The sequence below is a fragment of the Rathayibacter sp. VKM Ac-2805 genome (assembly GCF_009834265.1).
Taxonomy (GTDB): Bacteria; Actinomycetota; Actinomycetes; order Actinomycetales; family Microbacteriaceae; genus Rathayibacter.
On the sequence record NZ_CP047185.1, the window covers coordinates 727,031 to 739,355 of the forward strand.

Here is a 12,325-nt window from a genome sequence, read left to right on the forward strand (position 1 = left end):
GCAGAGGCCCCGCCACCCCCCCCACCCCAGCCCTGACGCGGCCGTCGACGGAGACACGCATGCAGACCATCAAGAAGGTGCTCAACTCGAGCGTCGTCCTCGTCGTCGACGAGCGCGGCGTCGAGCGCGTGCTCCTGGGCAGGGGGATCGGCTTCGGAGCGAAGGCCGGCGAGGCGATCGAGCCCTCGAGCGTCGACCAGGTGTTCGTGGCGCTGGACGACTCGGATCAGCGCAACCTCGTCGAGCTCCTGGCGCAGATCCCGCCGGAGTTCGTCGAGCTCACCCGCGCGGTCGTCGCCGATGCGGAGGAGCAGGGGCTGAAGCTCGACCCGCACGTGTACCTCGCGCTCACCGACCACCTGCACTTCGCGGTGGAGCGGCAGCGGCGCGGGCTCTCGGTCGCCAACCGGCTGGCCTGGGAGATGCGGACGGTCTACCCCGTTCAGTACGCGGTGGGGGAGCGGGCGGTCGAGCGGATGCGCGAGCGCCTGGACGTGGAGCTGCCCGCCGACGAGGCCGCGAACGTCGCCTTCCACCTCGCCAACGCGGAGCTCGGCAAGGTCGGGATCGACTCGCTCCGGATCGTGCAGCTCATCCGCTCGGTGACCGCGATCATCCAGCACTCCAGCGGAGCCGCGCTCGACCGCGACGACCTCCGCTCCGCCCGCTTCGTGGCGCACCTGCAGTACTTCGCCGAGCGCTTCTTCTCGGGCGGCCTGCTCGAGAGCGAGGACGACTTCCTCTTCACCAGCCTCAGCGCCCGCTACCCGCGCGCGATCGCCTCCGCCGAGCGGGTCCGCTCCTTCGTGGCGGCCGAGTACCAGGCCGCCCTGCCCAACGAGGAGGTCGCCTTCCTGGCCCTCCACATCGCGCGCGCCGCTCCGGAGTAGCGCGCTGACCCCGGAGAACCGCATGCACCGCACCACCCCCGCCCGCCCGACGACGCCCGCGAGCGAGCGCCCGTGAGCGGCACGATCCACCTCGTCCGCCACGCCGAGACCCTCTTCAACGTCGCCGGCCAGCTGCAGGGCTGGTGCGACTCGCCGCTGACCGAGCGCGGCGAGCGCCAGGCGGCGGCCCTCGGCGAGCGGATGCGCGCCGTGCCGCTCGTCGCGGCGTTCACGAGCGACCTCACCCGCACCCGCACCACGGCGGCGGCGGCGCTCGCCGGGCACCCGTCGCTCGAGGCCGAGCCGATGGTCGAGCTCCGCGAGTGGCACTTCGGCGCCTTCGAGGGGCAGCCGAACGCCTCGCTCTGGGAGCCGGTGTTCGCCGACCACGGCTACTCCTACGTGCCCTCCTCCGCCGACTGGCCGCGGATGACCGACGCCGGTCTCGACTCGGTGCTCGACGCGATCCACCGCCACGACCCCTCCGGCCGGGCCGACAGCGGTGCCGCCGTGCGCGCCCGCGTGGAGGCCGCGATCGCGCGGTTCGTGCCGGCGGCCGAGCACGGGGACGTGCTGGTCGTGACGCACGGAGCGGTGCTCGGGAGCATCCTCCGCGCGCTCGACCCCGCGCACCGGCCGCAGCGGGGCTACCCGAACTGCGCGGTCGTGTCGGTGACGGACGGCGTCATCGGCGAGGTCGACGGGAGCTGCGCGACGGCCTGACCCGCCCCGGGCCCGGCCGTCACTTCAGCGGGTCGTTGCCCCAGTTCATCAGGGAGTAGCGCCACTTCGTCTCGGTGACATCGCCCGAGGGACGCTGCTTCGCGTGCCGGTGCACGTAGCCGACGACCTTCGTCATGTGGGCGTAGTCGTCGTCGCTCAGGTCGGCCTGCTTCGTGCCGAGCAGCTCGACGATGCGGCGCCCGCTCTCGTGGCCGACGGACTCGCCGCCGCCCTCCGGCTTCTGGCCGACCTCCTTCGACTCGTCGGTGCCGAGCCACTCCTCGAGCTCCTTCGCGGTCATGTTCACGGCGTCGTGGAACTCGTCGCGGGTCGTCCGCTTCTCGTCGTCGGTGGGCATCGCGGGACTCCTCGGGTCGGTCGGTCCGGGTCGGTCGGTGACCTCCAGCGGAGCGTGTCGGAGGGGGAGAGGTCAAGCCCCGTGCGCGGTTCCAGGGCGCGCGTAGCGTCGGAGGAGTCCGCACCAGCCGACCACCGCCGGCGTCCGCCGCCGGCAGAGAAGAGGCCCACATGCCCTCCCGCAACACCCTCGTCCGCAGTCTCCACGACCTCGGAGCCGCCGCCTGGTTCGGCGGCTCGCTCATGGGCGCCGTCGGCCTGAACGGCGCCGCGTCCACCTCGTCCGACCCGGCGGAGCGCCTCCGCCTCTCCTCCAACGGCTGGGCCCGCTGGACCCCCGTGCAGCTCGCCGCGATCGCCGCCCACGGCGTCGGCGGCATCGGCCTCGTCCTCGCCAACAAGACCCGCCTGGCCAACCAGCAGGAGAGCCGCACGAACACCGTCGTCAAGACCGTCGTGACCGGGCTCGCCGGTGCCGCCTCGGTGATCGCCGCGGTCGCCGGAGCGACGCAGGCCAAGCACGCCGACGAGGGCGCCCCCGGCGTGACCGAGGCGTCGGAGCAGAACTCGCAGGAGCTGACCACGGCCCTCCGCGTGCAGAAGGTCACCCAGTGGGCCATCCCCGTGCTGACCGCCGTCATCATCGTCCTCGGCGCCCAGCAGGGCGAGCAGCAGCGCCCCGTGAAGGGCCTCTTCGAGACCACGGCGCGGATGTTCCGCAGGTAGTCCCCGCGCTCGCGCGCAGAACGTCGGCCGAGAGTGCCCGCCGTCCCCCGAGGGTGGAGGGCGGCTGCTCCCGGCCGACGTTCTGCGTGCGGGGTCCGGCTAGCGGCGCGAGGGCCGGCGGCGGACGGTCAGCGCGAGGGCTCCCGCGCCTCCCGTGATCAGCGCGAGGGCCAGGGCCGCCAGACCGGTCGTCCCCTGGGCGCCGGTGTGCGCGAGGGCGGCTCCGGGCCTCGGAGTCGAGGTCGGCGCCGGTGCGACCGGTGCCGTGCTCGGCGTGGCGGTCGGCTGCGGGCCCGGCGCCGTGGTCGGCGCAGTGGTGGGGGCCGAGGTCGGCGCCGTCGTCGGCTCCACCGGCGGGGCGGTCGGCGTGGCGGTCGGCTCGGGCGTCGGCTCGGTGACGGCGAGCTCCGGAGTGGAGGCCGGAGCCACGCGGTGCAGCGTCGCCTGCTCGTAGTCGTACGACATCGCCAGCAGCGACGCGTCGGCGCCGCGCGGAGCGGCCAGCTCGAGGCCTGCCGCCGCACCCGTGGAGGTGAAGCCCGCGGGGAGCGAGACGGTCGGCACGCCCGTGTTCGCTCCGACGTCGCAGAACGTCGTGCCCGCCCAGTCGGGGGTGGCCGAGGTGGCGCTCGTGGGCATCGCCAGAGCGTCGAGCTCGTGGTCCTCGAAGTACTGGTCCATGGCGGCCTTGCCGGCGTCCTGCTCGGCGACGGCCGCGTCGTAGGCCGGGTTCGGCACGTCCTCGTTGCTGAGGAAGTAGTCGATGTCGCCCTGGGTCAGGGACGACTTCCCGTCGGCGATCACGTCTGAGAAGGTCAACGCGTCGGCCGGCTCGGTGAGCGCGGCGAGACCCTCGGGCCAGGTCGCCTCCGTCGACGCGAAGAAGGAGTCGATGCTCGGCCGCATGTCGATCCATCCGCCGGGCTTGAGGGTGCCCGAGACGAACTCCCGGGTGAAGTCCGGCACCTCCACGACCTCGGCGCCCTGTGCGCGCAGGTCGGCCACCGCCGCGTCGACCAGAGCGGTGGTCTCGGTCAGACCCGGGCGGGCCGGGTCCTCCTCGTAGTCCCAGCGCACGTAGCCGATGCGCTTCCCCTCGAGTGCGGTGTCGCTCAGCCCCGCCACGAAGGAGTCGGAGTCGATGCTCTGCGCGATGACGGTCTGCGGGTCGGTCGGGTCGTACCCGGCCAGCACCTCCATCAGGAGGGCCGCGTCGGTGACGGTCGTCGTCATCGGTCCCGAGACGTCCTGGCGCAGCGACAGCGGCACGATGCCGGTGACGCTGGTGAGGCCCATGGTCGGCCGGTACCCCACGAGGCTCTGGTGCGCGCTCGGCCCGACGATCGAGCCGCAGGAGTCGGTCCCCAGCCCGGCTGGGGCGTAGCCGGCGGCGACCGCGGCTCCCGTGCCGCCGCTGGATCCGCTGGCGCTGTTCGCCTGGTTGTACGGGTTGTTCGTCCGCCCGCGCTCGGAGCTCAGCGTGTACGTGCCGTGCCACGCGAACTCCGCCATGTTCGTCTTGGCGAGGATGATCGCGCCGGCGTCGCGGAGACGCTGCACCGCGGTGGAGTCCAGAGCCGTCCGGTAGGTGTGCAGGGAGGCGCTGCCGGCGGTGGTCGGCATGTCGAAGGTGGCGTAGTTGTCCTTCACCAGGATCGGGACGCCGTGGAGAGGTCCGCGGATCGAGCCCGCGGCGCGCTCGGCGTCGAGGGCCGCGGCGGTGGCGAGGGCGTCGGGGTTGGCCAGGATCACGGCGGCGAGTCCGGGCTGGTCGCCGTAGGGGTCGTCGTAGGCCGCGATGCGGTCGAGGTAGCGCTGAGTCAGGGCGACCGAGGTCGTCGCCCCCGACTCGAGGAGCGCGAGTGCGTCGGTGATGCTCAGGTCGACGACGGCGGGAGCCGGGGCGGCGTCCGCGACGGACGCAGCAGCGGAATGGGCCGTCACCGCTGCTCCGAGCGCGAGCCCGGAGCAGACAGCTGCCGCGGCGGTGAGCCGGACGGCACGACGGAACGAGGAGGGAGAGGGGGAGGGAGACAAGCGTGCACCTTCGGATCGAGTGAGAGGGAGCTTGGAACCTCCCCAGTATCCGAAGCGCTCATTGCGGCGCTGTTTCAGCGGAGTGACGATCGACGGCGCGGTCTCGCGCGTCAGGTCGTGAACCAGGGCGAGCGGCGCGTCGACGGCCTCGGGTCTCTCGGCATGCGCGTGATCGATCGCGTCCGAGCCGCCCGTCGACAACTCTCCGGAGCAGTTGACCGCCCTATCTCTACATAGGTAGCGTCATCCGTGTGCAGCCACTCCCTCGCCTCACGTCCGCCACCGCGGACGTCCTCCGGACCCTCCTCGACGCCGACGGCCCGACCTGGGGCATGGTCGTGATCAAGGCCACCGGGCGACCGGCGGGCAGCGTCTATCCGATCCTGGAGCGGCTCGAGGGAGCGGGCTGGGTGGTCTCGGAGTGGGAGGCCGCGAGCGAGCGGAGCGGCCCGCGTCGCCGGCTCTACGAGCTGACCGCGGAGGGCGCCCCGGCAGCCCGGGCCGCCGTCGAGCGGATGCGGTCGACCGCGCGGTCGGCGCCGCGAGCGGCGGAGGCGACCGCGTGAGCGCGCTCCTGCGGCTCCTGTCGCTGCTGCTGCCCCCGCTCGCCCGCGAGCGCTACCTCGAGGAGTGGCGGGCCGACCTGGCCGGGGCCGCCGAGCTGGGACTGCCCCGGCGCGGCGTCGTCCTCGGAGCGCTCGCCCTGCTGGTGAGCGTCGACCGCGACCTGCCCGCGCACACCGGCGAAGCGCGGGGCACGCTCCCGCGCCGCCTCGCCCGCCGCGGACTCGCGCTCTTCGCCGCGGCCGCGCTGATGCTGAGCGGCATCGCGCTGACCGGCGGCGGGATCGTCCCCGAGCCGGGTGCCGCCTCCGACACCGCCCTGGCCGCCGTCGGCGCCGTGCAGACCGCGGTGCTCGTCGCCGCCGTCGCGGTCGCGGTCCTCGGCGCGGTCCACCTCCTCGGCGCTGCGGCGTCGGCCCGCACGGTGCTCGCGCGGATCTCCCTGGTCGCCGCCGTCGTCGGCCCGGTGCTCACCGCGGCCGGCCTCCTCCTCCCCGGACCCCTCGCCCTCGTCGGCCTGCCCGTCTCCCTCGCCGGACTCGTCTGCGGGGCGATCGTCCTCGGCGGCTCGCGGACCATCGCCCTCGCACCGCGGACGGCGACCCGCGCTCAGCGCCTCCCCGTCGCCCTCGCGGGCCTCGCGCTCGTGGCGGGCGTCACGGTGGTGGGCGCGGTGGATCTGCTGGTCTGGAATCCGCAGGCGAAGGTCCCCGGCGTGGCCCTGGCGGAGATCTACGCGACCATGTCCGAGCGCGACGGCTTCGAGTTCGGCTCCCACGCGATCTGGGTCACCGGGTGGGCCGCGTTCTGGACGGCCGCCGCGATCGTCGTGACGGTCGGCGCCCTGGTCGGCCGGAGGTCGCCGCTCACTCCGCGGCGGATCGCGGTGCTCATGCTCGCCCTGGTCGCCGGCGCCGTCGTCTTCCGCTTCTTCGCCGGGTTCGGCTTCGGGATGTCGGTCGCCGACACCTTCGTCACGTCCGGCGGCGACGGCTCCCTGGTCTCGGCGATCCTGCCGCCGCTCGGACAGCTCGCGCTCGCCGGCGCCGCGATCGCGGTGGGCTGGGCGCCCCGGGTCGCCCGGCCGACGGCGCCCTCCGCGGCCTGATCGTGCTCGTGCCGGCGGAGACTTTCGCCCGGGCGGCCCGGGATCCGCGAGAACGGGACTGCCTGCCGACGTACTTCCCTCCGTGGTGAACACGAACGGCCCGTTCCGGCGCGGCCGAGCGCCCTCCGGCCTACTCCAGTCGCCGCAGGAAGCGGGCCGGCTGGTCGAGGAAGCCGCGCCAGGTCCGCACCAGGTCGAGGTCGTCGTAGCGGCAGGGGTGCAGGCCCGTCTCGTCGAGCTCGTAGAGGTCGGCTCCGGGGAGGGCCGCGAGGATCGGCGAGTGCGTGGAGAGGACGACCTGCGAGCCGCCGGCGACCAGGTCGCGCAGCTGTCCGATCAGGGCGAGGCAGCCCGACACCGAGAGGGCCGACTCCGGCTCGTCGAGGAGCCACAGCCCGCTGATCCGGGAGCGGTTCGCCACGATGTCGAGGAACGACTCGCCGTGGCTCCGCTCGTGGTATCCGCCGTCGATCCCCACCTCCTCCAGGTAGCTGAAGAAGCCGTGCATCGTCTCGGCGCGGAGGAAGAAGCCGCGCTTGGACGCCCCGGCCCCGCGGACCAGCTGGAGGTGCTCGGCCAGGTCCGACTCCGAGGCGCGGGAGGAGTGCATGGCACCCGTGGATCCGCCCTCAGCGTTCAGCCCGTAGGCGAGGGCGACCGCCTCGAGCAGCGTCGACTTGCCCGAGCCGTTCTCGCCGGTGATCACCGTCACCTGGCCGAGATCCCAGCCCTCGGCCAGCACCTGCCGCACGGGCGCGAGCGTCGCGGGCCAGCGCGCGAGGTCGGCGGGGTGCTCGGGTCGGGCCTGCACGCGGCGCACCGGGAGGGTCGAGAACACCCGATCAGTCAAGCAGGTCGACGCTCCAGCCGGCCTCGGCCAGCGCGCGGGCCGTGTCGGCGCGAGGGGAGTAGGGGAGGTCGTCGGCGCCGACCACGCGGTAGTCGGTGTCGCCGGGGCCGACCCAGAGGACGGAGTCGGACGGGCCGGCCCGGTGCAGCGCGGCGCGGACGGCGTCGGCCGGCTCCGCTATCTCGAGCACCTCGCAGCGCTCGACGCGGCGGGCGCCGTCGACCAGGGCGCGACGGATCCGCGCCGGGTCCTCGAAGCGCGGGTGGTGGTCGGTGACGATCACCAGGTCGGCGCGCTCGGCGGCGGCCCGGCCCATCGGCGCGCGCTTGCTCGAGTCGCGGTCGCCGTCGGCGCCGAGGAGGACGAGCACGCGGCCGGGCGTCACCTCGCGGAGGGCGTCGACGGTGCGCGCGACCGAGTCGGGCGTGTGCGAGAAGTCGAGGAAGACCCGCGGCCCGTCGGCGCCGGACACGAGCAGCGTCCGCCCGGGCACGGTGACGTCGATCCCGGAGCCGACCGCCGCGGCCACCCGGTCGCGCGCGTGGCCCGCCTCGATCAGCATCACCAGCGCGAGGGCCGCGTTCGAGGCCATGTAGCGGCCGAGGAGCGGGATGGAGGTGGTCGTCGACCAGCCGTCGCGGGCGGTGAGCCGGAAGCGGGTGCGGTCGACCGCGGTCTCGAGCACGTCGATCCGCCAGTCGGCTCCGTCCCCGGCGGAGAGCGTCACGACCGGGACGGAGGCCTCGCGGGCGACCCGGCGCCCCGCCTCGGTGTCGACGACCACGACGCCGCGGCGGCTCCGCTCGGGCGTGAACAGGCGCTGCTTGGCGCGGAGGTACTCGTCCAGGTCGCCGAAGTCGTCGAGGTGGTCGTGGCTGAGGTTGGTGAACCCGGCGACGTCGAGCACGATCCCCTCCATCCGGGAGCGCACGAGCGCCTGAGCGCTGACCTCGATGGCCGCCGCCTCGACGCCGTCCTCCGCCATCCGGGCGAGGAGAGCGTGCAGCTCGGAGGCCTCGGGCGTGGTGAGGCGGCTGGCGACCACGTGGTCGGCGCTGCGGCGCTCGGCGGTGGAGCTCAGCCCCGAGACGACGCCCAGCTGCCGGAGCACCGCGTCGAGGAGGTGCACGGTGCTGGTCTTGCCGTTGGTGCCGGTCACGCCGAGGAGCACCGGTCCGCTCCTCGTGCCGTACACCCGCGCCGCGACCGGGCCGAGGGCGGTGCGGGGGTCGTCGCTGAGGAGGACGGGCAGTCCGGAGGCGCGCGCCTCGTCGAGCCCGCCCGCGTCGGTGAGCACGGCGACCGCTCCTGCCGCCGCCGCGTCGGCCGCGAACCGGGCCCCGTGGCTCCTCCTGCCGGGGAGCGCGGCGAAGAGGGCGCCGGGGCCCGCCTCGGTGTGCGCGACGGTCACCGCGGTGATGCGGACGTCGGAGCCGTCGCCGTGGAGGCGGAGCCGATCGCTCACGAGGTCGGCGAGCGCGACACCGGCGGCGTGGAGCGGTTCGAGGAGCCGGAACACCGGCATGCGGGCCTCCTGCGGGGCGGGCGGGGCGGTGTCGCCGAGGGCCCGCGGGCGCCGCCGGGCGACCGGAGGGGGAGGGCCGGGAGGCCCATGCCTCAGCCTGCGCGCCGCTCCCCCCGATCGGGGAGGCCCTTGCCACCGCCCGCCCGGGCCGCTACCCGCCTCCGCCTACTGCCGCGAGAACGCCTCCTGGTACAGCGCCGCGAGCTCGGGGGAGCTCTCGCCGCTGAGGCCGCAGGTCAGGATCGTGTCGCCGTCGGCCGCGACCAGGTAGTCGACCCCGGTCTCGAAGACGATGGGGGCCCCGTCCACCGCCGTCTCCCTGCCCTGGGTGACCGTGACGCCGTCGCCGACCTCGCCCGCGTAGCGCTCGAGCACGTGCAGGGTGACGGTGCTCCCGTCGATCGAGCGGACCTCGGCCCGGAACGCGAACTGAGCAGGGGCCAGCGCGGCGGCCGTCACCGGCGAGCACGCGGCCATCGGCCCGCCCGTGCTCGGCAGGATCAGCGTCGAGGTGCTGCCCCCGCCCACGCCGAGCGCGAAGGGCAGCAGGAGGGAGGCGGCGGCCCCGGCGCTCAGCGCGCCGACTCCCACGATCAGCCAGGGGGAGCGGCGGCGGGAGTGCACCGTCCGCGTGCCCTCGCCCGTGGCGGCGGCGATCTGCTCGGCGAGCTCGTCGCGGTCGAGCGCAGGGAGGCTCCGCGCGGGGTCGACCGTGCGGAGGAGGCGGCGGACGTCCTCGTCGTCGGTTCCGGTCATCGGAGTCCCCCTTCGGGCGCGTGCGGGTCGGTGGAGTCGTAGAGCTCGGCGAAGCGGCGCCGCGCGCGGTGCAGGCGGATCGAGACGGCGTTCGCCGTGACTCCGAGGACCGCGGCGATCCCGCGGACGTCGAGCTCCTCCCACGCCCAGAGGCGCAGCAGCTCGGCGTCCTGCTCGCGCATCCGGGCGAGCACCAGGCGCACGGTCTCCTCCGCGCCCGACGCCTCGCCCTCGTCGATCTGCACCTGGGGCGGATCGACGACCGCGATCCGCTGGGCGAGCATGACCTGGCGGCGCTGCATCCGCCGGGCGTTCTGCAGCTGGAGCCGGGCGACGCCGATCGCCCACGGCACCGGGTCGTCCTCGGGGACGTCGGCGCTGCGGCGCCAGAGCACCGAGAGCGTCGCGGCGAGCACGTCGTCGGCGGTGGCGGAGTCGGTGCGCCGCCAGAGGTAGCGGCGGACGGGATCGGCGACCGCGGCGGCGACTGCGGCGAACCGGTCGGGACCCGCGAGGGGAGCTGGCATGTGCCTCATGCTCCCTCCTGTCCGGGATCGGCGCACATCTTTCACCGGCGCGCCGGGCGGGACTCCGCGCTCTCCCAGCAGCGCGGGAGCGCGGGTCGTCGCTCAACGCCGCGAGGCGCCGACGAACTCCAGCCAGCCGGCCACGAACGGCTCGATGTCGTCCACCTCGTCCAGCGCGAGAGCGTCCAGATCGACTCCGCGGCACTCCAGCGTGAGGACGTGCCCGCGCACCCACGCGGCCGCGCGCACGGCCCCGGCTCCCTCCCACACCTCGAAGGGCTCCGGAGCCCCGTCGACGGGGATCTCCGCGATCCGCGTAGGAGCGGGCAGCGCCTCCGGCTGCACGAACGAGACGGGCGCCTCCTCCCGGCAGCAGAGCAGCGCGACGTCGTGCCGCGGATCGCCGAGGGTCGTGCGGATCTCGACGGAGGGCCCCGGCCCGCCCGGGACCGCGTCGTCGGCGAGGAACGAGAGCCCCCGCGGCCCGCCCGTCAGCGTCCACTCCGCCAGCAGCCGCGGACCGCTCCAGCCCGAGACCGCCCAGAGCGGGAGGTCGCCGAACGACCCGCGGATCCGCGCGACCCGCTCGGCGAGGTGCGCGGAGAACTCCTCCTCGCCGAGACGCCGCGCTCCGTCCATGGCCCGATCGTAGGTCGGGTGCCGCGGCACGGCCAGACCCCTCGCTACTGTGAACGTCGACCCCCGCCTCCCTTCCCCGCCGAGGAGCCCCATGCCCATCTGGACCCTGCACGGAGACGGCCGCACCGTCGAGCCCGGCGCCGTCGTCGCCCCCGGCGAGCGGCTCGCCTGGCCGGCCACGATCGCCATCGGAATCCAGCACGTCGTCGCCATGTTCGGAGCGACGTTCCTCGTGCCCGTGCTCACCGGATTCCCGGTCGCCACGACCCTGCTCTTCTCCGGAGTCGGGACGCTGCTGTTCCTCCTGATCACGCGCAACCGGCTCCCCAGCTACCTCGGCTCGAGCTTCGCCTTCATCGCGCCCGTCACGGCCGCGACCGCCGTCGGAGGGACGGGGTCGGCGCTCGCCGGAGTCGTCGCCGTGGGCCTCCTCCTGGCTGCCGTCGGCGTCCTCGTGCAGGTCGTCGGCCTGGGCTGGATCGACAGGCTGATGCCGCCGGTCGTCGCCGGCGCGATCGTGGCCCTGATCGGGTTCAACCTGGCTCCGACCGCGTACCTCAGCTTCAAGCAGGCGCCGATCACCGGGACGATCACGCTCGCCGCGATCATCCTGTCGAGCGTGTTCCTCCGCGGCTTCCTCGGCCGCGTCTCGATCTTCCTCGGCGTGGTCATCGGCTACGTCGTCGCCCTGCTGCGGAACGAGATCGACTACTCCGCGGTCGGCGCGGCCGACTGGTTCGGCCTGCCGCCGTTCACCTTCCCCGACTTCGGCTCCGGATCCACGTGGTCGGGCATCGCGATGTTCCTGCCGGTCGTGCTCGTCCTCATCGCCGAGAACGTCGGCCACGTCCGCGGCGTCGCGACGATGACCGACGCCTCCGCCAACGCCAGCACCGGCCGGGCCCTGATCGCGGACGGTGTGGCGACCACCCTCTCCGGCGCCTTCGGCGGCTCCGGCACCACGACCTACGGCGAGAACATCGGAGTGATGGCGGCCACCCGCGTGTACTCGACGGCCGCCTACTGGGTCGCCGGCGTCACCGCGATCCTGCTCAGCCTCTCGCCCAAGGTCGGCGCCGTCTTCAACTCGATCCCGGCCGGAGTCCTGGGCGGCGCGACCACCGCGCTCTACGGCCTGATCGGCGTGATCGGCATCAAGATCTGGATCGACAACCGCGTCGACTTCTCGCGCCCGGTCAACCAGTACACCGCCGCGGTCTCCCTCGTGATCGCGATCGCCGGCTTCTCGTTCTCCTCCGGCGGCTTCGAGCTCGGCGGCATCGTCCTCGGCGCCGGCGCCGCCCTCGTGATCTACCACCTGGGCAACGCCATCGCCCGCTGGCGCCGCACCGGCGCCGACGACGGCGGCCCCCTCCCCGCCATCGGCCAGCTCGGCGGCGACCCGCAGGACCGCTGACCACGGCCTGCTCCGTCCTGCCGCTCCCGAGACGCCGCCGTGCCGTCCGGACGCCGCCCGCCCGCGGACGTCCCGGCGTGCGCGGCGGCGTCTCGGGCGCCCGCCGGAGCCGTCCCGGCGCGCGCACCGCAGCACCGCCTCCGCTTACCACGTTCGGGTCAGTCCGCAACCCGGTGCGTTCCCAGGCGGCTCCCGCCTAACGTCGA

Annotated in this window: 13 protein-coding genes; 6 read left to right on the forward strand and 7 right to left on the reverse strand. The window is 74.4% G+C overall.

Annotated features, from left to right (window positions below; translation table 11 throughout):
• Positions 1-59: 59 nt before the first annotated feature.
• Positions 60-890 carry a PRD domain-containing protein gene (locus tag GSU40_RS03325; RefSeq protein WP_104225973.1) on the forward strand — a complete coding sequence of 277 codons (831 nt, stop codon included), beginning with the start codon at positions 60-62 and terminating at the stop codon, positions 888-890.
• Between the two features lie 72 nt (positions 891-962).
• Complete coding sequence (locus GSU40_RS03330; protein ID WP_160033671.1) at positions 963-1,613, forward strand: histidine phosphatase family protein; 651 nt, start codon at positions 963-965, stop codon at positions 1,611-1,613.
• A 19-nt stretch (positions 1,614-1,632) separates the two neighbouring features.
• Here the strand turns inward: GSU40_RS03330 and GSU40_RS03335 are convergent, their stop codons facing one another.
• Positions 1,633-1,971 carry a DUF3140 domain-containing protein gene (locus GSU40_RS03335; RefSeq protein WP_104282476.1) on the reverse strand — a complete coding sequence of 113 codons (339 nt, stop codon included), beginning with the start codon at positions 1,969-1,971 and terminating at the stop codon, positions 1,633-1,635.
• 170 nt (positions 1,972-2,141) lie between these two features.
• On the opposite strand from GSU40_RS03335, the gene GSU40_RS03340 reads away from it, so the two are divergent.
• Positions 2,142-2,696, forward strand: a complete 555-nt coding sequence (locus GSU40_RS03340; RefSeq protein ID WP_160033673.1) for a hypothetical protein — start codon at positions 2,142-2,144, stop codon at positions 2,694-2,696.
• Positions 2,697-2,795: 99 nt separating this feature from the next.
• On the opposite strand, the gene GSU40_RS03345 is transcribed toward GSU40_RS03340, so the two are convergent.
• Complete coding sequence (locus GSU40_RS03345; protein WP_244229576.1) at positions 2,796-4,640, reverse strand: amidase family protein; 1,845 nt, start codon at positions 4,638-4,640, stop codon at positions 2,796-2,798.
• Positions 4,641-4,984: 344 nt separating this feature from the next.
• On the opposite strand from GSU40_RS03345, the gene GSU40_RS03350 reads away from it, so the two are divergent.
• Both GSU40_RS03350 and GSU40_RS03355 read left to right on the forward strand, forming a co-directional pair.
• Positions 4,985-5,299 carry a helix-turn-helix transcriptional regulator gene (locus GSU40_RS03350; protein WP_104233471.1) on the forward strand — a complete coding sequence of 105 codons (315 nt, stop codon included), beginning with the start codon at positions 4,985-4,987 and terminating at the stop codon, positions 5,297-5,299.
• On the forward strand, positions 5,296-6,405 hold the full coding sequence (locus GSU40_RS03355) for a hypothetical protein (protein ID WP_160033677.1): 1,110 nt from the start codon (positions 5,296-5,298) through the stop codon (positions 6,403-6,405). The genes GSU40_RS03350 and GSU40_RS03355 overlap by 4 nt, the downstream gene beginning before the upstream one ends.
• 130 nt (positions 6,406-6,535) lie before the next feature.
• Here the strand turns inward: GSU40_RS03355 and GSU40_RS03360 are convergent, their stop codons facing one another.
• From GSU40_RS03360 to GSU40_RS03380, 5 genes are all read right to left on the reverse strand, one after another.
• The gene (locus GSU40_RS03360; protein WP_244229577.1) at positions 6,536-7,243 is read right to left on the reverse strand and encodes an AAA family ATPase; all 708 of its coding nucleotides are present in this window, start codon (positions 7,241-7,243) and stop codon (positions 6,536-6,538) included.
• Positions 7,244-7,247: 4 nt separating this feature from the next.
• On the reverse strand, positions 7,248-8,780 hold the full coding sequence (locus GSU40_RS03365) for a UDP-N-acetylmuramoyl-L-alanyl-D-glutamate--2,6-diaminopimelate ligase (RefSeq protein WP_160033679.1): 1,533 nt from the start codon (positions 8,778-8,780) through the stop codon (positions 7,248-7,250).
• Positions 8,781-8,945: 165 nt separating this feature from the next.
• The gene (locus GSU40_RS03370; protein WP_160033681.1) at positions 8,946-9,536 is read right to left on the reverse strand and encodes a hypothetical protein; all 591 of its coding nucleotides are present in this window, start codon (positions 9,534-9,536) and stop codon (positions 8,946-8,948) included.
• Positions 9,533-10,063: a sigma-70 family RNA polymerase sigma factor gene (locus GSU40_RS03375; protein WP_160033683.1), complete on the reverse strand. Its 531-nt coding sequence runs from the start codon at positions 10,061-10,063 to the stop codon at positions 9,533-9,535. Before GSU40_RS03375 ends, GSU40_RS03370 begins: the two co-directional genes overlap by 4 nt.
• 102 nt (positions 10,064-10,165) lie before the next feature.
• A complete protein-coding gene (locus GSU40_RS03380) occupies positions 10,166-10,702 on the reverse strand; it encodes a hypothetical protein (RefSeq protein ID WP_104246989.1) in 537 nt (178 codons plus the stop codon).
• A gap of 91 nt (positions 10,703-10,793) precedes the next feature.
• Between GSU40_RS03380 and GSU40_RS03385 the strand changes: the two genes are divergently transcribed.
• Complete coding sequence (locus GSU40_RS03385) at positions 10,794-12,119, forward strand: solute carrier family 23 protein (RefSeq protein ID WP_104266697.1); 1,326 nt, start codon at positions 10,794-10,796, stop codon at positions 12,117-12,119.
• Positions 12,120-12,325: the final 206 nt, after the last annotated feature.

Excerpts from the sequence above, each read along its gene's own strand:
- GSU40_RS03325 (WP_104225973.1), top strand. The coding sequence starts at position 60 with ATGCAGACCATCAAGAAGGTGCTCAACTCGAGCGTCGTCCTCGTCGTC.
- GSU40_RS03335 (WP_104282476.1), bottom strand. The coding sequence starts at position 1,971 with ATGCCCACCGACGACGAGAAGCGGACGACCCGCGACGAGTTCCACGAC.
- GSU40_RS03340 (WP_160033673.1), top strand. The coding sequence starts at position 2,142 with ATGCCCTCCCGCAACACCCTCGTCCGCAGTCTCCACGACCTCGGAGCC.
- GSU40_RS03365 (WP_160033679.1), bottom strand. The coding sequence starts at position 8,780 with ATGCCGGTGTTCCGGCTCCTCGAACCGCTCCACGCCGCCGGTGTCGCG.
- GSU40_RS03370 (WP_160033681.1), bottom strand. The coding sequence starts at position 9,536 with ATGACCGGAACCGACGACGAGGACGTCCGCCGCCTCCTCCGCACGGTC.
- GSU40_RS03375 (WP_160033683.1), bottom strand. The coding sequence starts at position 10,063 with ATGCCAGCTCCCCTCGCGGGTCCCGACCGGTTCGCCGCAGTCGCCGCC.
- GSU40_RS03380 (WP_104246989.1), bottom strand. The coding sequence starts at position 10,702 with ATGGACGGAGCGCGGCGTCTCGGCGAGGAGGAGTTCTCCGCGCACCTC.
- GSU40_RS03385 (WP_104266697.1), top strand. The coding sequence starts at position 10,794 with ATGCCCATCTGGACCCTGCACGGAGACGGCCGCACCGTCGAGCCCGGC.